This is a genomic window from Cellulomonas xylanilytica (assembly GCF_007989805.1).
Taxonomy (GTDB): domain Bacteria; phylum Actinomycetota; class Actinomycetes; order Actinomycetales; family Cellulomonadaceae; genus Cellulomonas; species Cellulomonas xylanilytica.
In genome coordinates this window covers 16,595-36,281 of the sequence record NZ_BJUB01000013.1, presented here as the reverse complement: position 1 = coordinate 36,281, position 19,687 = coordinate 16,595, and the positions used below count along the sequence as shown (strand labels likewise).

At 70.5% G+C, this 19,687-nt stretch carries 19 protein-coding genes; 6 read left to right on the top strand and 13 right to left on the bottom strand.

From position 1 onward, the window contains the following. Positions 1-168 precede the first annotated feature (168 nt). The 8 genes from CXY01_RS17950 to CXY01_RS21330 form a co-directional block, all read right to left on the bottom strand. Entirely contained in the window at positions 169-2,829 is a 2,661-nt protein-coding gene (locus CXY01_RS17950) for a discoidin domain-containing protein (RefSeq protein ID WP_146930233.1), read from the bottom strand. 297 nt (positions 2,830-3,126) lie between these two features. Then, positions 3,127-4,563, bottom strand: coding sequence for a DUF1996 domain-containing protein (locus tag CXY01_RS17945; RefSeq protein WP_222594588.1), 1,437 nt, complete (start codon positions 4,561-4,563; stop codon positions 3,127-3,129). Positions 4,564-4,807: 244 nt separating this feature from the next. Then, a complete protein-coding gene (locus tag CXY01_RS17940) occupies positions 4,808-5,254 on the bottom strand; it encodes an SRPBCC family protein (protein ID WP_146930230.1) in 447 nt (148 codons plus the stop codon). Position 5,255: 1 nt separating this feature from the next. Beyond that, entirely contained in the window at positions 5,256-5,738 is a 483-nt protein-coding gene (locus tag CXY01_RS17935; protein WP_146930227.1) for an SRPBCC family protein, read from the bottom strand. Further along, complete coding sequence (locus CXY01_RS17930; protein WP_281285336.1) at positions 5,735-6,025, bottom strand: ArsR/SmtB family transcription factor; 291 nt, start codon at positions 6,023-6,025, stop codon at positions 5,735-5,737. Before CXY01_RS17930 ends, CXY01_RS17935 begins: the two co-directional genes overlap by 4 nt. Before the next feature lie 93 nt (positions 6,026-6,118). Next, entirely contained in the window at positions 6,119-7,159 is a 1,041-nt protein-coding gene (locus CXY01_RS17925; protein ID WP_146930223.1) for a serine hydrolase domain-containing protein, read from the bottom strand. Positions 7,160-7,424: 265 nt separating this feature from the next. Then, the gene (locus CXY01_RS17920; protein WP_146930220.1) at positions 7,425-10,505 is read right to left on the bottom strand and encodes a glycoside hydrolase family 13 protein; all 3,081 of its coding nucleotides are present in this window, start codon (positions 10,503-10,505) and stop codon (positions 7,425-7,427) included. Between the two features lie 131 nt (positions 10,506-10,636). Then, entirely contained in the window at positions 10,637-10,762 is a 126-nt protein-coding gene (locus CXY01_RS21330) for a hypothetical protein (protein WP_281285332.1), read from the bottom strand. Between the two features lie 232 nt (positions 10,763-10,994). Between CXY01_RS21330 and CXY01_RS17915 the strand changes: the two genes are divergently transcribed. Beyond that, the gene (locus CXY01_RS17915; protein WP_146930217.1) at positions 10,995-12,023 is read left to right on the top strand and encodes a LacI family DNA-binding transcriptional regulator; all 1,029 of its coding nucleotides are present in this window, start codon (positions 10,995-10,997) and stop codon (positions 12,021-12,023) included. 52 nt (positions 12,024-12,075) lie between these two features. Here CXY01_RS17915 and CXY01_RS17910 read toward each other — a convergent pair whose 3' ends face one another. Continuing rightward, positions 12,076-12,456 (bottom strand): VOC family protein, encoded by a 381-nt coding sequence (locus CXY01_RS17910; RefSeq protein ID WP_146930213.1) that lies wholly within the window; start codon positions 12,454-12,456, stop codon positions 12,076-12,078. A 132-nt stretch (positions 12,457-12,588) separates the two neighbouring features. Between CXY01_RS17910 and CXY01_RS17905 the strand changes: the two genes are divergently transcribed. Beyond that, entirely contained in the window at positions 12,589-12,774 is a 186-nt protein-coding gene (locus CXY01_RS17905; protein ID WP_146930210.1) for a hypothetical protein, read from the top strand. Positions 12,775-12,862: 88 nt separating this feature from the next. On the opposite strand, the gene CXY01_RS17900 is transcribed toward CXY01_RS17905, so the two are convergent. After that, positions 12,863-13,675, bottom strand: coding sequence for an alpha/beta hydrolase (locus CXY01_RS17900; protein WP_146930207.1), 813 nt, complete (start codon positions 13,673-13,675; stop codon positions 12,863-12,865). A gap of 48 nt (positions 13,676-13,723) precedes the next feature. Beyond that, on the bottom strand, positions 13,724-14,449 hold the full coding sequence (locus tag CXY01_RS17895) for an alpha/beta fold hydrolase (protein ID WP_146930204.1): 726 nt from the start codon (positions 14,447-14,449) through the stop codon (positions 13,724-13,726). Between the two features lie 236 nt (positions 14,450-14,685). Between CXY01_RS17895 and CXY01_RS17890 the strand changes: the two genes are divergently transcribed. The 3 genes from CXY01_RS17890 to CXY01_RS17880 all read left to right on the top strand — a co-directional run bounded on the left by CXY01_RS17890 (position 14,686) and on the right by CXY01_RS17880 (position 16,995). After that, entirely contained in the window at positions 14,686-15,660 is a 975-nt protein-coding gene (locus tag CXY01_RS17890) for a helix-turn-helix domain-containing protein (protein WP_146930201.1), read from the top strand. Between the two features lie 61 nt (positions 15,661-15,721). After that, a complete protein-coding gene (locus CXY01_RS17885) occupies positions 15,722-16,384 on the top strand; it encodes a Type 1 glutamine amidotransferase-like domain-containing protein (RefSeq protein ID WP_146930197.1) in 663 nt (220 codons plus the stop codon). A 173-nt stretch (positions 16,385-16,557) separates the two neighbouring features. Beyond that, positions 16,558-16,995 carry a hypothetical protein gene (locus CXY01_RS17880; RefSeq protein WP_146930194.1) on the top strand — a complete coding sequence of 146 codons (438 nt, stop codon included), beginning with the start codon at positions 16,558-16,560 and terminating at the stop codon, positions 16,993-16,995. A 93-nt stretch (positions 16,996-17,088) separates the two neighbouring features. Here the strand turns inward: CXY01_RS17880 and CXY01_RS17875 are convergent, their stop codons facing one another. Both CXY01_RS17875 and CXY01_RS17870 read right to left on the bottom strand, forming a co-directional pair. Next, positions 17,089-17,511 (bottom strand): flavodoxin, encoded by a 423-nt coding sequence (locus CXY01_RS17875; RefSeq protein WP_146930191.1) that lies wholly within the window; start codon positions 17,509-17,511, stop codon positions 17,089-17,091. 244 nt (positions 17,512-17,755) lie between these two features. After that, positions 17,756-18,640, bottom strand: a complete 885-nt coding sequence (locus CXY01_RS17870) for a helix-turn-helix transcriptional regulator (protein ID WP_146930188.1) — start codon at positions 18,638-18,640, stop codon at positions 17,756-17,758. A 184-nt stretch (positions 18,641-18,824) separates the two neighbouring features. Between CXY01_RS17870 and CXY01_RS17865 the strand changes: the two genes are divergently transcribed. Continuing rightward, positions 18,825-19,682: an aldo/keto reductase gene (locus CXY01_RS17865; RefSeq protein WP_186813455.1), complete on the top strand. Its 858-nt coding sequence runs from the start codon at positions 18,825-18,827 to the stop codon at positions 19,680-19,682. The last annotated feature ends 5 nt before the right edge of the window (positions 19,683-19,687 follow it).

Genomic DNA, 19,687 nt, shown 5'->3' with positions numbered 1-19,687 from the left:
CACCCTCCGGTGCGGTGTCCGGCATGACAATGACCCGAATCGTTTCCAGACCGCAGACCGACCTACCCAGGCGCGCAACGAGGCGCAGATGCCGCCGGCCGGCCCGTCAGACAGGGCCGGCCGGCGCACGTCACCTGCTGCGCCTGGTGACGAGGGTGATGCCCGTCGTCACGGGTAGCTGAGCATGTAGGCGTTGTTCGTGCCGCTGTTCACCCCCGGGCCGGTGCCGTTGATGACGTGGGACATGTTGCCGACGCCTCCGAGGGACACGATGGCCATGTTCTGGAAGCGCACGTTCGGGTTCACGGGCGCCTCGAAGGTGCTGAACACGTTGACCGACGGGTCCGCCTGGAAGAACACGTAGCTGCCGAGGCCCTGGGCGAGGAACGAGGTCACGTTGTTCGCGACCTTGATCGACGGGTAGCCCTGGGTCGAGCCGTTCATCCACGCGGCCTGGTTCGGCGGGTCGTAGGGCTTCTCGTTCTGGAAGAAGATGATCCGTCCGCCCTGGCCGTTCCAGATGACCTCGTTCTTCTGGTAGTGCTCGACGAACAGGCCGGTCGCAAGGACGTTGTTCCCGTTGACCACGAGCCCGGTGTCGGCCGTGTTGATCGTCCAGCCGATGGTGCCCGCGTTGCCGTGGTCGCCCCGCCACATCCAGGTGTGGTCGACGATCGTGTTGCTGCTGTTGACGACGAGGGAGTTGGTCGCCTTCCCGGCCACGCGGCCGCCGATGCGGAAGAACACGTCCTGCACGGTGACGGGGTTGGCGGCACGGTTGGTGCCGATGCCCGCGGTGGTGCCGACCGTCATCAGGGAGCTGCTGTTGGTGGTGCCGGCGTCGATGAACATGCCCTTGACGCGGACACCGTCGACGTCGCCGATCGAGATGGCCGTGACACCGCCCTGCGGGACGAGCGTGGCGTAGCCCATGCCGAGCAGGACCGTGTCGGGCCGGTTCACGACGATCGGGGCGGCGAGGTTGTAGACGCCGGGCGAGAACACGACGTGGCAGCCACCCGCGATGCGCTCGTTGATCGTCGCGACGCTGTCCGACGGACGTGCCACGAAGACCTGGGCGAAGCTGACGGACGTCCCGGCGGTCGGTGCGCCGACGGCCCAGCTGGGACCGCTGGCGTTCGTGCGCAGGCTCGGCAGGAACAGGCGGTACTCGTTGTTGGCGAAGTAGATGTACGGGACGTCACGCGCGGCCGGCGTCGTGCCGACGTTCGTGTGGTGCACGCCGCTCGGTGCGGTGGAGAAGTTCGTCGCCGGAGCGCCGTTCACCCCGGAGAAGACCATGTTCCAGTTGGAGCCGCTCCAGCTGCCGAAGGTGCTGTTCTGGCTGTACCACTGCTGCTGCGACGCCGACTCGACGGAGCCCGTGACGCGGGTGTCGGAGATGTAGCCACCCGAGGACCAGCCGTACGACGCCGGGAACAGGTCGAGGCCACCGTTGACGTTCATCCGGCGGAAGGGTGCGGCCTGGGACACGCCCCAGCGGTTGCGCCCACCGTTCGTGTTGATCGTCAGGTTCTCGGCGCTGCGCCAGAAGTTCTGCGTCGCGTTGCCGGCGTCGCTCGCGTTGAACGCGTCGACCGTGACGGCGCCGTTGATGGTCACGCCGTCGGGGTTCTGCGCGAGGCCCTGGATCGAGGTGTTGAAGCCGATGTTCGCGTACACGTCGTACGACCCGGGCTTGAACAGGAGCGCGTCACGCCGGTCGTGGAACTGGTGGGCCTGCGTGCTCTTCTGTGCCTCGAACACCTCGTTCAGCGACGTCTGGATCGTGGCGTCCGGCGTGCTGTCCTCGAAGATGCGGACGTTCGGGCCGAAGTTGGGGACGGTCGGCTGGGAGGCGCAGGTGGTGGGAGGCGCCGTGCCTCCGACGTTGACCTGGAAGTCCCAGAGCGAGTAGCCGTAGCCCGTACCGCGGACGGTGCCGGTCATGCGCACGTAGCGTCCGCTGCCGGTGACGGTCAGGGTGTCGACGCCGCCGTCACCGGTCGTCGTCGTGAAGAGGTTCGTCCACGGGCCTGTGGGCGAGTCGCTCGACTGGACCTGGTACGAGCGGCCGTACGCCGCCTCCCAGCTGAGCACCACGCGGCAGATGCTCTGTGTGCTGCCGAGGTCGACCTGGACCCACTGAGGGTCGGAGGGAGCACTGGCCCACCGGGTGGTGGTGCTGGCGTCGAAGGCGCTCGCGGCGGGGGTGCCGCCGTTCTCCGTCGACGAGGCGGACGAGGGCTTGTTCAACGCAGCGTTCACGGCCGTGTTGCAGGTCGGGGGCGGCGGGTCGCCGGCGCCGAAGACCTGGAACTCCCACAGCGAGTAGCCGTATCCCGTCGCGCGCTGCGTGCCGTTCATGCGGACGTACCGGCCGGAGCCGGCGACCGCGAGCGTGTCGACGCCGCCGTCACCCGTCGTCGTCGAGTAGACGTTCGTCCACGGTCCGGTCGCCGAGGTGGAGATCTGGATCTGGTAGGCGCGGGCGTACGCCCCTTCCCAGTTGAGGACCACCTGGTCGATGGCGACCGTCGCGCCCAGGTCGACCTGGATCCACTGCGGGTCGGAGAAGGCGCTCGACCAGCGGGTGCCGGCGTTGCCGTCGACCGCGTTCGCCGCGGCGGTTCCTGCGTTCTCCACCGAGGAGGCCGTCACGGGCTTGCCCTGCGAGATCAGTGGGCCCGCGGCGTGCGCGGTGGGGACGAGCGGCGTGACGGTCGCGTACGACAGGAGCATCGCCATCACGGTCAACGCGATGACGAGCAGACGTCGAGTCAGGGGTGTGGGCGCCATGAGACTGGCGGTCCCAGCAGATCGGGTCATGGTGATGCTCCTTGGGAGCTCGCAGAAGGTGGGCGGATGCACCGCCGCACTGCTGCGGCGGGGAGGCGCTGTGCGGGCAGGGGTCGACCTGCGCGCACGGGACGGTCACGACCTTGTGAGTCCGGTGCACTTCGTCAGGACGAGGTCCGCAGCCTCGTCCCGGATGGCTTACTGACTGGACAGTAAGTGGATATGTCCGATTGCGCCAGAGGCCTGGCGCGCCACGTCCCGACCAGCTGAGCGCCGGAGGACCCGGCCCGGTCAGTGGCCGGACCGGGTCTCCAGGGTCACGAGGGGTCAGAAACCGCCGGCCGCGTTGCACTTCGCGGACTGGTTGATGCAGGTCCGCACCCGCTGTGCCAGGGCGGCAGGCTCCCAGGCGTTGAAGAAGTCACCGTGCATCGAGAAGGTCGACCCCGAGGCGAGAGTGACGTTCGTCGTGTCCATGCCGTGCGGCCAGGACATGACGAACGACAGGTGCGGGAGTGGGACCGGGTGGGTCGTCGGGCAGGCTCCCGAGACCGGGTCCGCGACGTGGGCCTTGTGGTCCGGGCTGTCCAGGTGCTTGCCGTCCCAGCACTGAGGGAACACCAGGTGGTAGGTGAGCTGGGCGGTGGGCGCGCAGATCGGCATGACGCCGTCCGCGGTCCGGCCGGTCGCTCCGCCGATGCCTGCGCACCAGAAGCGGTTCCCCTGCTTGTCGGGGGTGTCGGTCTGCTGCTTGGCGTTGCCGACGATCATCCGGAAGCCCTCCGGGTAGGGCTGAACCTTGCTCGGGTCCTGGACGCTCGACCCGTAGTAGACGATGACCCCGCCGACGGGGTCGACGGCCTTGCCGTTCGAGTAGAGCGTCGGGACCCAGTAGGCCGACTTGTCCTCGACCGGGTTGCAGTTCGTGCCGCCGGCCTTGAGGGAGGCGAGCGTCGAGGCCGCGTTGGTGGTCGTGGCCCCGATGAACGTGTGGTTGTGCGAGGCGCCGGGCTGGTTCGGGACGACGATCGGGTCGTCGTCGAGGTGGTGGCTCACCTGGCACAGGGCGTGAAACTCCGGAACCCGCACCGGGTTGTTGGTGATCGGCCTGGGCGTGAGGGCGAAGAACGCCGCGGTGTCAGCGGCCTGCTGGGCGGCGTCGACGGGGACCCAGCCCGCCGTCGGCATCGGGGGCATCGTGTGCGACTCGTCCGCAGTGATCGTGAACCAGTTGAGGTTCACGACGTCGCCGGCCGCAGGGCTGCGCACGACGAGGTAGACGGTGTGCGCGCCGGTGGCCATCGTCATCGAGCTCGCGGTCCTCGTCGTCCACGTCTGCCATGAGCCTGTGGACGAGACGGCGAACGTTCCCAGCAGAGGCCCGGTGAGCGAGTCCGCACGCAGCTCCACGGTGCCACCGGCGGTGCTCGCGGAGGCCAGGCGCAGGCTGGCCTTGTGGGAACCCGTCAGCCCGAGGTTGACGTCGTCGTACCGGAGCCAGTCGCCGTTCGCGAGCCAGCCGACGTTCCTGCCGCCGCCCGTGTCGCCTGTGTTCTCGGTCTGGGCGCCCGACTGGGCGCTGTACGACTCCGCCTGCACCGTGACGGTCTCTGCCGCGGATGCTGCGTTGAGCGGTCCGACGGTCACGGCGAGGGCGCCGGCGACGGCGAGGGTCAGGACGGCCACCGCATGGCGTGCCCGCAACGTCGGGCCGCCCCCTGCTGCGGGCGGCGACGCTGCCGTCCGCTTGTGTCTGCTGTTCACGATTCCTCCGAGCTCGGATGAAATGGACACAGCGACCGTACTCGCCAGGGAGCGCTCTCTCAATGGTCGAGCGGTATGCGAAGCGCAATCGGGCGGGCCCTCACCCGCTTAGGGACCGCATCCCCCCCCATACGAGAGAGCGCTCCCTGCGATGCGCATGACGACGATGCTCCGCTCCCAGCGATCGGACCGGCCTCGCGAGACTCGTGGCAGGACGACCCGCCCTGACCGTGGCGGCGAGACCTCATCGCGGAGCCGACTCGAGCCGCTTCTTCAGGGCGGCCAGGTTGCCCGGCATCTCCTTGCGGGCTGCGGGCCGGACCGCCAGCGGGACCAGCAGGGTGCCGATGCCGTGACCGGTGAAGTCCACCGAGATCGTGAGACGAGAGCGTTCGGGGCCGAGGGCTTCGACGGTGACGTCGACGACGGCCCTGATCGGCCCGTCGTCTCCCCGCGTCCCCCACCTCGCCGGCGGGTCGACGTGGGTGACGACGGAGTGACTGGTGCGATCGGTGAACCCGATCCTGCGCGTGGTTGTGCACACCGCGCCCGGCACGGGGACCCCGGGCCGGTCCATGTGCCCGCTTCGCACGCCGTCCTGCCACTCGTGGAACGTCGTGGGGTCGGTGGCGTAGGTGAAGACCTCCTGCGCGGACCGCGCGACCTCGGTGGTGACGGTGACCGCACCCATCTCAGCCGACCTCGGCGATCAGGTCGGCATAGCGAGCCAGGTACAGCGGCCACCCGTCGGCATCGGCCACACCGTCGCGCAGCTCTTGCCAGGAGCCGCCGTGGCGGTCCAGGTGACGGTGCTCGAGCTCGAGGCGGGTGCGGTGCGGGGTCTCGGCGACGAAGCGCACCTCGACCTCGCTGGTGACGCCGGGGTCGGTCTCCAGCTGCCACTGCGGGCTGATGTCCCAGCTGAAGACCACCCGCTCCGGCGGGTCGAAGGCGAGGATGCGCGCCCAGCGACACTCGCTGCCGTCGACGCCGCGGTCGTAGATGTGCCCACCGACGCGCGGCTCGAACACGGTCTCTGCGATCGGCACGCCGAGCATGTTGTGCTCCCGCGGCTTGAAGTCCCCGAAACGCTCGGTGAACATCGCGAACGCTCGCTCGATCGGAGCGTCGACGACGATCCCGGTCATCACGGCGTCTGGTGCGTGCTGGCTCATGGTGTCTCCTCCGACGGTCGCTCCGCGACCTCCTGGAAGCTGCTCAGCGCGCGGTTCCAGAAGGTCTCCAGCTGATCGCGCAAGGCGGTCATGCCCACCGGATCCAGTCGGTAGACCCGGCGAGCCCCCGAGGCTTCATCCACCACCACTCCGGAGTCCTTGAGCACCTTCAGGTGCTGGGACACCGCCGGGCGGCTGATGGGCAGCTCTGCGGCCAGCTCCCCGACCGATCGCGGACGCTCGGCCAGGGACGCCACGATCGCCCTCCGGCGGGGGTCGCCCAGCACGTCCCAGCCGTTCGCGGGTTGGTAAGTTTCCACGAACGGTAAGTTATGACTTACGGAAGGGTCCGTCAACACACGCCAGTCGGTGCTGGCCCGTCAGCTCTCGTCCGGGAACTTCCCTCGGACGGTCCCGTCCATCGCGTCCGCGAGGGCGTAGATCACCGGCCACGCGCCCTCGGAGCTGTTGCCGAGCACGGTCACGGTCGTGCGTGTCTCCGGGAGGTGCGTGGACCGGAACGACGCGCCGGCGTCGTACCCCTCGAGGATCAGCGACGAGCTCCGGCGGCCGAGCCAGAAACCCATCCCGTACCGCTTGTGCTCGGACGGCACGTCGACGCGGGGCCGGATCATCTCGGCGACCGTGTCGGGCGACACGATCCGGCCGTCCAGCAGGGCGTTCCAGAACCGGTGCAGGTCGTCGGCGGTGAGGTACATGCCGCCGTCTCCGTTGCCCCGGACCGGGAGGTGCAGGACGTTGGTGCGGTTGCCCTCCTCGGCCAGGTAGCCGAGCGCGGCGTCCCCAGGCAGGTCGTCGGACCGGAGGAACGCCGAGCCGGTGAGTCCGGCCCGGTCGCAGACCTCGGTCTGGACGAGGTCATGGAACGTGTGGCCGCTGACGCGCTCGGCGACGAGCGCGAGCACCATGTACCCGCCGTTGCAGTACGAGAAGCGCTCGCCGGGCGGGAACTTCTGCGGGAAGCCGTCGAGGGCGGGCAGGAACGCCTCGGTCTCGGCGAGCTCGTGCAGCGGTACGGAGAAGATATGGTCGTCGATCTCCCCGTCGCCCTCCTCGTCGATGTAGTCACCGATGCCGGAGGTGTGGGTGAGCAGATGCTCGATGGTGACCCGGTCGTCGACGAGGGGCAGGTCCTCGCCCAGGATCGGACGCACGAGGTCTCCGAGGCCGATCGTGCCCGCCTCGACGAGCCGCATGATCACCAGGGCGGTGAAGCCCTTGTTGCCGCTCGCGCACGCGATGCGGGTGCTCGCGGTGTGGGGGACCCCGAGGGCGCGGTTCGCGTACCCCTCGCAGCGCTCGAGCGTGCGCGTGTCACCGACGTCGATGGTGAGCACGCCGGTGAACGACTCCGCCTCGATGGCGGCGTCGAGCGCCTCGGGGGTGATGGGAACGGTCATGGTGAGACTCCGTCGGTGGGGAGTCGCAGGTTCAGGTCGGGCGATGGCAGGCGCGACTCCGAGGGCTCCTGTCCGCTCAGCAGCCCGTCCTGGGGCTGGCAGCGACACCGGTAGGGACGCTAGCAACCGCGCACAGCCCGGCACGAGCACTTTTGCCGCACCGCCGGGCTCAGCGTCGTGCCGTGACCCGCGCAGCAGCGTGCACCGCCCGGCGCCTGCCGGACGGTGCACGCCGCCGTCTCGCGCTCGACGGTGCAGCGCTGGCTCAGGCCCCCGACCAGGCTGCGATGAGCGCCTCCGCCTGCGCGCGAAGTCGCGCACCGGCCTCCGGAGCGACCGTGCTGTTCCGGCCAGGTGAGCCCAGGTGGTCGATGAACCTCTCGAGCTGCCGGACGGCCGCGGGGATGCGGTCGCGCTCGTAGTGCCGCGCGGCCGCGTCGAGGTCGCGGGTCAGGCGACTGGAGACCGGCCCCGTGATCTCCCCCGACTTCTGGGCGGCCCGCAGGTCGGCCCGGAGCGCATCGACGGTCGGAGCCGCCTCCTCACCGGTGATGAGCACCACGCCGCCGAGCGCCGGCACGGTGACGGAGAGCGTCCCGTCGACCGGACTGACGACCGTCCCGGTGAGGGCGTCCGTATAGGCCTGGTCCCCTGCGGGGACAGTCACGGCCACGTCGTGCGCCTCGGTGTCGTTGTTGTACGCGGTCACGGCCCGGACGCCGTCGTGCTCCCGTTGGAGGACGATGAGGTGCTCGTCGACGTGCGACGGCGCGCCGAGCGAGCCTCGACGCAGCACCTCGTGGTCGTTGCGCAGGGCGATGAGCTGCTTGACGTCGTCGAGCAGTGCGGTGTCCGGAGTGCCGCCCTCGTCGGCCCACGGGTAGGTGGCCCGGTTGAACGGGTCCTCGCCGCCGGTGACGCCCACCTCGTCCCCGTAGAACACGGTCGGGGCACCGGGGAACGTCATCTGGAACAGCACGGCGAGCCGGAGCCGCTGCTTGGCCTCGGCGACCTGCTCGGGCGGTGTCGACGTGCCCGTGTAGCCGAACTGGTACAGGGCTCGGGCGGAGTCGTGCGTGGACAGCAGGTTCATCAGGGCCTGGAAGGCCTGCGGCGGGTACTGCTCCCGCATGAGCTCGATGTTCTCGTACACCTCGCCGGCGTCCCGACCGTCGGCGTAGTCGAGGATCGAGTTGCGGAAGATGTAGTTCATCGTCGAGTCGAAGGTGTCGCCGAGGAAGTACTTCGACGCGTCGAACCACGTCTCGGCGATGGTCAGCGCCTCGGGATCCGTGGCCTTGACCGCGGTCCGCCACTCCCGCCAGAACTGGTCGCTGACCCACGGCGCGACGTCCATGCGCCAGCCGTCGACCCCGCGCTCCTGCCACGTCCGCATGACCGAGTCCGGACCCCGGAACGCGAAGTCCTTGAAGCTGTCGGACTCCGTCAGCTCCGGCAGGGTCGAGACACCGGCCCATCCGGCGTACTGGCCATCCGGCTCGGTCTCCTCCGGGAAGAACCGGTACCAGTCCGCGTACGGCGACGACGGCGTGATGGTGGCGTCCTCGAACGCCCCGAGCTCGTCGAAGTTGGCGTAGCGGTCGAAGTACACCGAGTCGCTGCCCGTGTGGTTCAGCGAGGTGTCGAGGATGACGCGCATGCCTCGCTTCTCGGCCTCCCGCGTCAGCCGCGAGACGTCCCTGTTCGTGCCGAACGAGTCGTCGACCTGCAGGTAGTCGGCCGTGTCGTACTTGTGGTTGCTCCCCGCCTCGAAGATCGGGTTGATGTAGAGCGTGTTGACGCCCAGGTCGTCCAGGTAGTCGAGCTTCTGGATGATCCCGGTCAGGTCGCCGCCGAAGAAGTCGTTGTTGTACTGGTCGTCGTCGGTGGTCGACCCGTCGCCCTCCCCGGGGACCCAGGGCGTGTCGAGCCAGTCCTCGTGGACCTCGACGGGGCCGTCGAGGTACGTGTCCTGGTCGGGTCGGGGGTCGTTGGCGGGGTCGCCGTTCCGGAAGCGTTCCGGGAACACGTAGTAGTACACGGCGTCGGCCGCCCAGTCCGGGACCGTGAAGTCGGGGCTGTAGGCGGTGTGCCGGTACCGGCGGATCTCCGAGCGGTCCGTGGGCAGGAAGTCGACCCGTCCGACCCCGCCGGAGCCGCGCTCGAGCGTCCAGTAGATGGTGTCCGTGTTGTTCTCGTACACGTAGGTCCGCTCGCCGTTGACCAGCTCGACGTAGTAGCCGTACACGCTGGCGTTCTCGAACGTGTACGACGCCGTCCACCGCTCGACGTCGGCGGCGGGCTGGCGAGTCAAGGGGATCCGGACAGGATCGCGGTACTCGAGGACCTCCTGGTTGCCCTCGAGCACGCGGGTCTCCAGGACGAGAGTGGCGGCGTCCAGGCCGGCGGGCGCCTCGATGGCGAACTCGATCGGCGTACCCGTGGGGTTGGCGCCGAACGGTGACTTGAAGGACGGGTCGCGCGAGTCGAAGCGGACCCGGCGCAGGACGGGGTCCGTCACCGGGAGCGGTATCCCCGGGTTGACGAACGTGCGGTCGCCGATCGTGAGCACGGGCGCGGCGTCCTCGCCCTCGAAGCCGACGCGGAGGGTGTGCTCGCCGGCGAACTCGAACTCCAGGGGCGTCACCTGTCCGACCTCCTCGGCCGAGACGAGGGGGAACGGCTCGCCTGCCGTCACCACGTCGTGCTCGGCGTCCGGCGCCCCGAAGGTCGCCGCGGGCGGACCCAGCGGATCGGCGATCGTGAACGTCTGCGTCCCGTCGAGGTCGACGTTGAGGTAGTAGGCGTCGCAGCTGTAGACGAAGTAGTCCGCCGGGGCGGGCCGGCCGCCGTTCGGGCTGCCGCTCAGCGCGAGGAGCGCGTCACCCAGCGGCGGCGCGGGGCACTGGGTGATGGTGAGCGTGGGCGACTGCGCCGACGTGGACACGTCGAGCACCACCTGCTGCGTGCCGTCGAAGGCGAAGGTCAGGTTCGAGCCGTGCAGGGCCAGGGGGAGCGGTTCGCCGGCGACGAGCTCGCTCCCGGCGCTGCCCCCGCCGAAGTCGGCATCGGCGGACCAGGTGGCGTCCGCGACCTTGAACGAGCTGGTCCCGCTGAGCTCGAGGAGCAGCTCGAACTGGTTGCAGTCGTAGACCATCTGGTACTCCGGCAACGCGTTCCAGCTGCTGAACCCGCCCCGCAGGTAGATCGCGCGATCCCCGAAGGGATTGTCGATGCAGGGGCCGTCGGCCGCAGTGGCCGGGGCGGGACTCGACGTCACGCCGACGAGGAGCGCCAGTGCGACTGCGGCAACGGCAGCCGTTCCGGCGCGGAGGGACGTTCGCATCTTCAGCCTCCTTGCTGAGGTCAGCTCTTCGGCGGCGTCAGCAACCCACCAGAGGTCTGCGAGGTCCTCGGGCGCGGCGCTGCGCCGTGGCGTGGCCCGCCGCCACGCCAGACGTCCTCCCTTCCGTCCGCTCAGTCGGAGCCGGGATCAGCGCGGACGGGCGACGGGCGTCCGACCGCGGCGCTCTCGTTCGTGAACGGGAAGCCGACCGAGGTGGTCAGCGGTCGGGCGCGCGGCACCGGGTACGGGAAGTGCATGACGGCCCTTCGTGTGTGATCCGTCGGCCCCGTGGCTTCGCGCTCCGGGGAGACGGGGTGTGGCACCCGTACCCGTGGGGTCTTCTGCGCAAACGCTTACGTCGAGGATCCGCCGCGCTCTGAGAGGTGTCAACCCCGCACCGGAGCTCGGCCGTACGCGCTCCCTCGACAGCGGACGCGTGCGTGCGACGCCCTCTCGGGCACGACGGTCCCGTGGCGGTACGGTGACGACGTGGGCCGGAAGGCGACGTTGAACATGGCGGACGTCGCGGAGCGAGCGGGCGTCTCCATCGCCACCGTGTCGCGGGCACTCAGCGGGGCGCCCGGGGTGTCCGAGGCGACGCGGGCGCGGATCAGGAGCCTCGCGCAGGACCTCTCGTACACGGTGTCGCCGGACGCGGCCCGACTCGCCCGCGGCTCCAACGGCCGCGTCGCCGTCGTGACGCCGGACGTCGCCCACTGGTTCTACGCCTCCATGCTCGACGGCATCGTGACCGCGCTGCACGACTCGGACCTCGACGTGCTGCTGTACGAGGTCCAGGAGGAACGCGAGCGGCGACGCTTCTTCGACGAGCTCCCCGCTCGCCGCCAGGTCGACGCGCTCGTCCTCATCGCCCTGCCGATCAGCGCCGACGAGCATCGCCGGCTCGACCTCATGGGCGTGCCGGTGGTGATGGCGGGCGGGACGCTCGGTGAGCACCCCCACGTCCGCATCGACGACGTCGCCGCGGGGCGGCAGGCGACCGCCCACCTCCTCGCCGCGGGACACGAGCGGGTCGCGATGATCAACGCCACCGGCCACTGGACCCTCGAGTACGCCGCGCCGAGCGAGCGCCTGCGCGGCTTCACCGAGGCGCTCCACGACGCGGGCCTCGAGGTGGACGCAGACCTCGTGGTGCACCAGCGGTGGGGAAGCACCGGCGGTGCCGAGGGCATGAGCCGCCTCCTGAGCCTGACCCGCCCGCCCACGGCGGTCGTCGCGTTCTCGGACGAGATGGCGTTCGGAGCGCTCCGCACGCTGCGCCGCGCCGCCGTCCCGGTACCGCGCGCCATGTCGGTCGTCGGCATCGACGACCACGCGCTCGCGGACGTGCTGGACCTCACGACCGTGCACCAGGCGGTGGACGAGCAGGGCCGGGAGGCGGGTCGGCTCGTGCAGCAGGTGGTCCAGGACGGTGGCGCACGCTCGCCCTACGTCACGCTGCCCACGCAGCTCGTCGTCCGGGGCACGACCGGTCCACCCCCGCGCCGCCTGGCGTAGTCACCTGACCTGCCCGCACGGCGAGCCCGACCGAGGGCGACCCCCAGGGCGCTCAGGCGCTCGGCGGCTCGATCAGGTCCCAGGCACCGCCGTAGAGGTCCTCGAAGATCGCGACCGTGCCGTACGGCTCCCGGCGGGGCTCCTCACGGAAGTGCACGCCGTGGCGGAGCATCCGCTCGTGCTGAGCCGCGAAGTCGTCGGTCTCCAGGAAGAACGCGACATCGGTGCCGGCCTGCCGCCCGACCGGTGCTCCGTCGTCGGCCAGTGCGAGCACGAGCCCGGTGCCACCGCCGGGCGGGCCGACGACGACGCGCCGCCACCCGCCGTCGAACGTCTCGTCCTGACGGACCGCGAATCCCAGGGCGTCCACGAAGAACTCGAGTGCTTCGGCGTGGTCGCGGACCAGGTACGTGACGTCGCGCAGGCGGATCATGGCGCGAGCCTAGGGGTACCGGGGAACCGCCGTGCGTCGGTCCAGGTGACCTCCGATGGCGGTGTGCGGGGCGGACGCCGACGATGGGACGACCTACTCAGCGACGGTCCGAGCACGGCAGGAAGGGCGACCATGAGCGACACACCGCAGGACCCGGACGCCGGGACGCAGGAAGGCGGCTACGGGTACCCGACCCTCGAGCAGGAGGTCACCCCGGAGGTGCTGGAGGCCGGTGCCGGGTCCGACGAGGACGGCGGTGACGAGTCGACGCCGGGCGACCCGGTGGAGGACCCGTCGGCGGCCGAGCCGACCGACTGAACCCTCCCGCTCGTCGGCCCGACGAGCACCGTGGGCCCCCGACCGCGTCATGCGCCTGGTCGGGGGCCCACGGTCGGTGCCGTTCCGGCTAGGCCGACGGCACGGAGGCGGGACGGGCGTGGGCGAGCGCCCACTCCAGGGCGTGGTCGGCGACCTCTTCCCAGCCCGGCTCGGCGCAGATCCAGTGCGACCGGCCGGGGAACTCGTGGTACTCGGTGACGGCCGGTGACTTGGCGTAGTGCTTCGCGTTCGACCTGTTCACCGACGGCGGCATGATGTGGTCCTTCTCGCCGCCGATGAACAGGAGCGGCGCCCGGTCGGCGTCGTAGTCCACCCACGTCTCCTGCTTGCCGGGCTTGAAGTTCGCGATGAGGCCGTACGCCCACACCCAGTTGCCCGGCGCCGGGATGGCGAACTCCGCCCAGGCCGCGTCGGAGTCCTCGCGGGAGATCGTGTTGGCGAAGGCGTAGTGGAACTCCTCCTGGGTGAACCCGACGGCACGGTGGATGTTCGCCGGGTTCTTCAACGCCGGGAACAGCGACCTGACCTGGGACAACGGGGTGACGTGGACGCCTTCGGTCGGTGCGGAGTCGACCACGACGCCCGCCGCGCCGAGCCCTCGGGCGAGCAGGAGCTGGGTCAGGGTGCCGCCGAAGGAGTGACCGATGACGATCGGTGGCTCGGGGAGCGCCTGGATCTGGGCTGCGAGGTGGTCGACGGTCTCCGGCACGGTCAGGTTCGCGATGATGTCGGGGTTCTCGCGGAGCGCCTCGACCTCGATCTCGAACCCGGGGTACCCCGGCACCAGGACGGTGTGCCCGAGCGCCTCGTAGCGCTCCTTCCAGCCGCGCCAGCTGCGCGGGGTCATCCACAGGCCGTGCACGAGAACGATGGTGGTCATGGTTCGGTCCTCTCTCGGGTGTTCGGTGAGTTGGTGACGGCGATCGGGTCAGGTCACGGCTCGACGGGCGCTGAGGATGACCTCGGTGACGGCCTCCGGCTGGGAGATCGCGATGGCATGGGATCCGTCGATCTCCGTGACGGTCGCGCCGGCTCGGTGGGCCATCGACAGGACGAGGTCGCTGCCCGCGGCGGTGTCGGCGGTGGCGACCGCCGCCCAGACGGGGAGACGCCTCCACGCAGGTGCTCGTGTCTCCTCGCTGAAGGACCCGACCGCGACCGGGCGCTGCGAGCGGGCGAAGACGTCGGACCGGAAGGGCGGGAGGTCGGCGGCGAAGACGGCATGGAAGCGTGCGGGGTCGATCACCACCTCGGCGGCGGTCGCGTCGCCGGCTCCGGTGGGGTAGTCGCTCGGCACGAGCGCGGTCATCAGCATGCTGTCGCGCGACCCGCGGACGCGGTCGACGATGGTCTCGCCCTCGTCGGGAGCGAAGGCAGCGACGTAGGTGAGACCGACGACGTTGGGCGTGGAGGTGCAGGCGTTGGTGATCACCGCACCGCCGTAGGAGTGGCCGACGGCGAGCACCGGTCCGGGGATCTGGTTGATGACGCTGGCGACGTAGGTGGCGTCGTGGTGCAGGCCACGCAAGGGGTTGGCGATGGCGGTGACGTCCGCGCCGGCCTCGATGAGGAGCTCGGTGGTGGGGGCCCAGCTGCCGGTATCGGCGAAGGCGCCGTGGACGAGCACGATCGTGGGTGTGCGGTGCTCGTCCATGACTGCTCCCGGGCGGTCTGAGGTGGAGCCGGCGGAGCTGGTGCCGGCCGGATCTGGCCCCGGTCCCGACGGGGTCCACACTGGTCTGGAGGAGCGCCTCCGCCCGGCTCGGGTCAGCGTGGGACCTGGTGTTGGCAGCCACAGGCAAGCCAGGGGTGCGGCTCCGTCCCGGATGGCGCGAAGATGCCCTTGGCCCTGCGACCCGCGCGCGGCCTCGAGCGAGAGGGGCGGGCGGCATGGTGGTGCTGCTGGACACCCGAACCGTCGCGTCCGCGGACCGGCTGCCGGCGATCTCGGCGGCGTTGGAGGGCACGACCGCTCCGTGCGAGGTCCGCTACGACGACGCCCCGGAGCGTGTCTTCACGCGTATCGAGGCGTGGCGGTTGGGCGGCCTGGACGTGTGGCGCAACGAGGCCTCCGGCATGCGGATGACGCGTGAGAACCGCCACCTGCGGGCGGACCCGGACGGCCGGGTCGCCATCGCCGTCCAGGAGGCCGGTCAGTCGCTGATCAACTACGACGACGCCGACCCCGACGTCCGCGCGGGGATCGGTGGTCTGATCTGCGTGGACCTGACGAAGCCGTACGACTATGCCTGGCGCGGGCTGGGCTCGGCCTTCTGCATCTCCGTACCGGCCGAGCAGGTCGGGCTGCCGGACCACGTCGTCCGCACCGCCTCGCGCCAGCTGCGGACGAGCCCGCTGTACGGCCTGTTCCAGCGGCACCTGCTGGGCCTGGCGCACAACACGGACGCGGTCGCCTCCGACCCGGCCGCCGGAGGCGTGGCCAGTGCCTCGGTCGAGCTGCTGCGCGCCCTGCTCGCGTCCGCCGCGCACGACGTGCGGTTCGAACGGAGCACGACGGCGACGACGCTCCTCGTCCAGGTCCGGGCGCACGTCCAGCAGCACCTGCGCGACGGGGACCTGAGCCCTGCCTCGGTCGCGCGGGCGCTCAACGTGTCGGAGCGGCACCTGTTCCGCGTCTGCGCCGCAGCGGACTTCAGCCTGGAGCAGTGGATCATCAGCCGGCGCCTCGTCGGCGCGCACGGCGACCTGGCTCGAGCCTCGGACCTGACGGTCCCGATCTCGTCGATCGCCCGCCGCTGGGGATTTCGCGACCCCGGGCACTTCACGCGCCGGTTCAAGGCGACCTACGGCCTGACCCCGCGCGACTGGCGTCGTATCGCTCTCTCCGAGTCGGCCGGAGCCTGACCGGACCGTGTGATCGACAGACCGTCCTCATCCTTCGTCCGCGCGTGACCTCGGAGGCACCGTGAAGCTCCTGCTGACGTCCGGCGGCGTCACGAACCCCAGCATCCACGCCGCGCTCGTGCAGCTTCTCGGCAAGCCGGTCGCCGAGTGCGCCGCGCTCATCGTCCCGACTGCGCAGTGGGGTCACCCCATGTGCGGACCGACGTCGGTTCGGCGCGTCGTGGCGGCCGATCCGGACTCCCGACACCTCTCCGGTCTGGGCTGGGCGTCGCTCGGGGTCCTGGAGCTCACGGCCCTGCCCACCATCGGTGCGGACCGGTGGGTCCCCTGGGTGCGGGAGGCCGACGTGCTCCTGGTCGACGGCGGCGATGCGACGTACCTGAGCCACTGGGTGCGCGAGTCCGGGCTGGCCGAGCTGCTGCCGTCGCTGGCGGACACGGTCTGGGTCGGGGTGAGCGCCGGAAGCATGGTGATGACGCCCAGGATCGGCGCGTCCTTCGTCGAGTGGCCGTCCGCTCCCGACGACCGCACGCTGGGCGTCGTCGACTTCTCGATCTTCCCGCACCTCGACGCCTTCCCGACCAACACGATGGCTCACGCGCAGCGGTGGGCCGCGGACATCGGAGTCCCGGCCTACGCCATCGACGAGCAGACGGCCATCGTCGTGGTCGACGGCCGTGTCCAGGTCGTCTCCGAGGGGCAGTGGACGCGGTTCGACCAGTGATCGACGGGACCGGGGGGCGCACCGACCTGTGCGGCCTCTGAGTCGGCGCCCGTGGGCAACGTCGTGACCAGCATCACGTTGAACATGTTCAAACAGCGGCTAGCATCGAACTGTTGAACACGTTCAACTGGCCGACGACCACTCGGCTGACGCCCTGGACCAGGAGCGATCCGATGAACCCCACCGTCATCACCTACCTCGTCTACATCGTGGCCAGCGTCGCGCTGACCGTCTGGGTCGCGCGGACCCTGGCTCGGAACGGGGAGATCTTCCTCGTCGACGTCTTCCACGGCGAGGAGAAGGTCGCGGCCGCGACCAACCGGCTCCTGGTCGTCGGTTTCTACCTCGTGAACCTCGGCTTCGTGTCCCTCATGCTCCGGGTGAGCCAGCCGGTGACCTCGTCCCAGGAAGCGATCGAGACCCTGGCCGCCAAGCTCGGCGCGGTGGCGCTCCTGCTCGGCGCGTTCCACCTGGCCAACGTCCTCGTGCTGAGCCGGGTCCGCCGGCACCGGCCCGAGCCCGCCCAGCCGCAGCGCGCCCACATGCCCGGGCAGGGCGATCGGCCGTCGACGCCTCCCGTCTACGGCAACCCGTACGCGCCGCGCGCCTGACGTCGCCACCGCGGAGTCGCCGCACGCTCGGCGTCGGGCCTGGTCGTTGGCGCCCCTGCTGCGTCTGCGACGCCCACGGTGGGGCGTCTGGGGTCAGCCGATGAGGCCTGCTCCCCGTAGCCATCGATCGAGAGCGGGTCCGGCGTCGGCTACCTCTTCGCCGCGAACGGCGAGCCCGTCGCCGATCTCGGCTTGGGGTGCGAGGTCGCCGTAGACCTCGAGGGCGCGGCCCAGACCGCTCATGGCGTGGGTGGTGACGGGCAGCAGGCGTCGGGTGCCCGGAGGTGCAGCCTCGATGAAGGTGGACATGATCATCGGGGGCCGGACGTTCCAGATGGGATTGGCCAGGATCACCGTGTCGTAGGCGGCAAGGTCGGGCACCGGGTCGGCGATCGCCGGGCGGGCGTCCTGGTCTTGCTCGCGGACGTTCCGTGCGACGGTCTCGTCGTAGTCGTGGGGGTACGGGTCTGCCGCCTCGATCCGGTAGGTGTCGCACCGGGTGCGCTCGGCGATCATCGTGGCCAGGACCTGGGTGTTGCCGATCTCGAGGTCGCGCCGGTCGCCGTACCAATAGTTCTCCCCGGGGCGGGAGAAGTACGCGAGCAGGGTCGCGCCGTGCTCGGAGGTGGGGTGGTCACGGTGCGAAACTCCTGGGGTGGGGTGGTCGGGTCCGACGCCTCGCTGCTGCAGCCGGCCAGCGCGAGCAACCCGGCGGCGACGGTGCCGCGCAAGAACGTCCGGCGGCCGATGGTCGGGCTCGTCATGTGCCTGGTTCGGTCAGTGCTTCGGTGCGGGTCGCGGCAAGGGTCGCGAGCAGGGACAGGGCGTCGGCGGCGGGGGTGGCGGGGGCGGCGCTGTAGGCGATGAAGACGAGGCCGGGGTCCTGGGTGAGTTCCATGACGTCGTAGTCGAGGGTGAGGACGCCGACGTCGGGGTGGCGCAGGCGCTTGACCCCGGTGCGGTGCAGGCGCACGTCGTGCGTCCCCCACAGGACGCGGAACGCCTCGGATCGCGTGGACAGCTCACCGATCAGCCCGACGAGCGGCTTGTCGTAGGGGTTCTGCCCGGCCGCGGCGTGCAGAGCGGCGACGCAGTCGCGGGTGACCTGCTCCCAGTCCGGGTAGAACGCCCGCCCGCCGGGGTCGAGGAACGCGAACCGCGCGGTGTTCGGCGGGGTGCCGGTCAGGCGTGCGAACTCGAAGACCGGGGCGTGCAGCTCCCGGGCGAGGGCGTTGGAGGCGACCATGTCCATGCGGGTGTCGCGCACGTAGGCCGGGGTCGTGGACATGCCGTCCAGGACCCGGAGCAGCGACGGACGAACCGAAGCGGCCCTGGCGGGCGAGCGACGCCGACGGGCGGGCTGGTTCGCGGCCTGGGCGAGGTTGCGCAGGTGGAGGTGCTCGGCCTCGTCGAGGCGCAGCGCGCCGGCCAGGGCGTCCAGGACGGAGTCGGAGACCCCGGCGAGGTTGCCTCGCTCGAGGCGTGCGTAGTACTCCGAGGACACTCCGGCCAGGATCGCCACCTCGTCGCGGCGCAGCCCGGCCACCCGCCGGCGCCCGGAGCCCGGCGGCAGACCCACGTCCGCCGGACTCAGCCGCGCCCGCCGCGACGCCAGGAAGTCCCGTACCTCGTCTCGCTGGTCCATGCCCTCGACGGTAGGTCGGCCCGAGCCCGGTAGCCACGACCTGGCAGTACACGTCTCGGCAGTGCGTTCCTGCCGCGCGGATCCGGTGATGTGGTGGTCAGGTGGACGTGCGTGCGGAACGTCGCGGCTCGACCCACACCCGCCCCGACACGGGCGAGCACCGACACGACGAAGGGCTTCATCCATGTCCATCGAGATCCCCACGGTCACCCTGAACAACGGCGTCACGATGCCGATCCTCGGCTTCGGGGTCTTCCGAGTGCCGGCCGAGGAGACCGAACGCGTCGTCACCGACGCGCTCGCGACCGGGTACCGGCACATCGACACCGCCGCCGCCTACGGCAACGAGGAGGCCGTCGGCCGCGCCATCGCCGCCAGCGGCATCCCCCGCGACGAGCTGTTCGTCACCACCAAGCTGTGGATCCACGACGGCGGTGAGGACGGGACCGAGCGCGCCTTCGAGTCGTCATTGAGCAAGCTCGGCCTGGACCGGCTCGATCTGTACCTGATCCACCAGCCGCTCGGTGACTACTACTCCTCGTGGCGCGCCATGCAGGACCTGAACCGGCAGGGAGTCGTGCGCGCGATCGGGGTCTCCAACTTCCACCCCGACCGGCTCGTGGACCTCGTCGACCACAACGAGGTCGTCCCGGCGGTCAACCAGATCGAGACCCACCCCTTCCACCAGCGCACCACCGACCAGCAGGTCATGGCCGAGCGGGGCATCCAGATCGAGTCCTGGGGCCCCCTCGCTGAGGGCAAGAACGACATCTTCACCAACCCGGTACTCACCGAGATCGGCCAGGTGCACGGCAGGTCCGTGGCCCAGGTGACCTTGCGCTGGCTCGTCCAGCGCGGCGTCGTCGTCATCCCCAAGTCCGCCAAGCAGGAGCGCATGGCCGAGAACATCGACGTCTTCGACTTCGAGCTCACCGACGACCAGATGGACCGCATCGCCACCCTGGAGACCGGCAAGAGCGTGGCCTTCGACCATCGCGACCCCGCGATGGTCAGCTGGCTCAACAGCCGTCGCGACCGCTGAGCCGA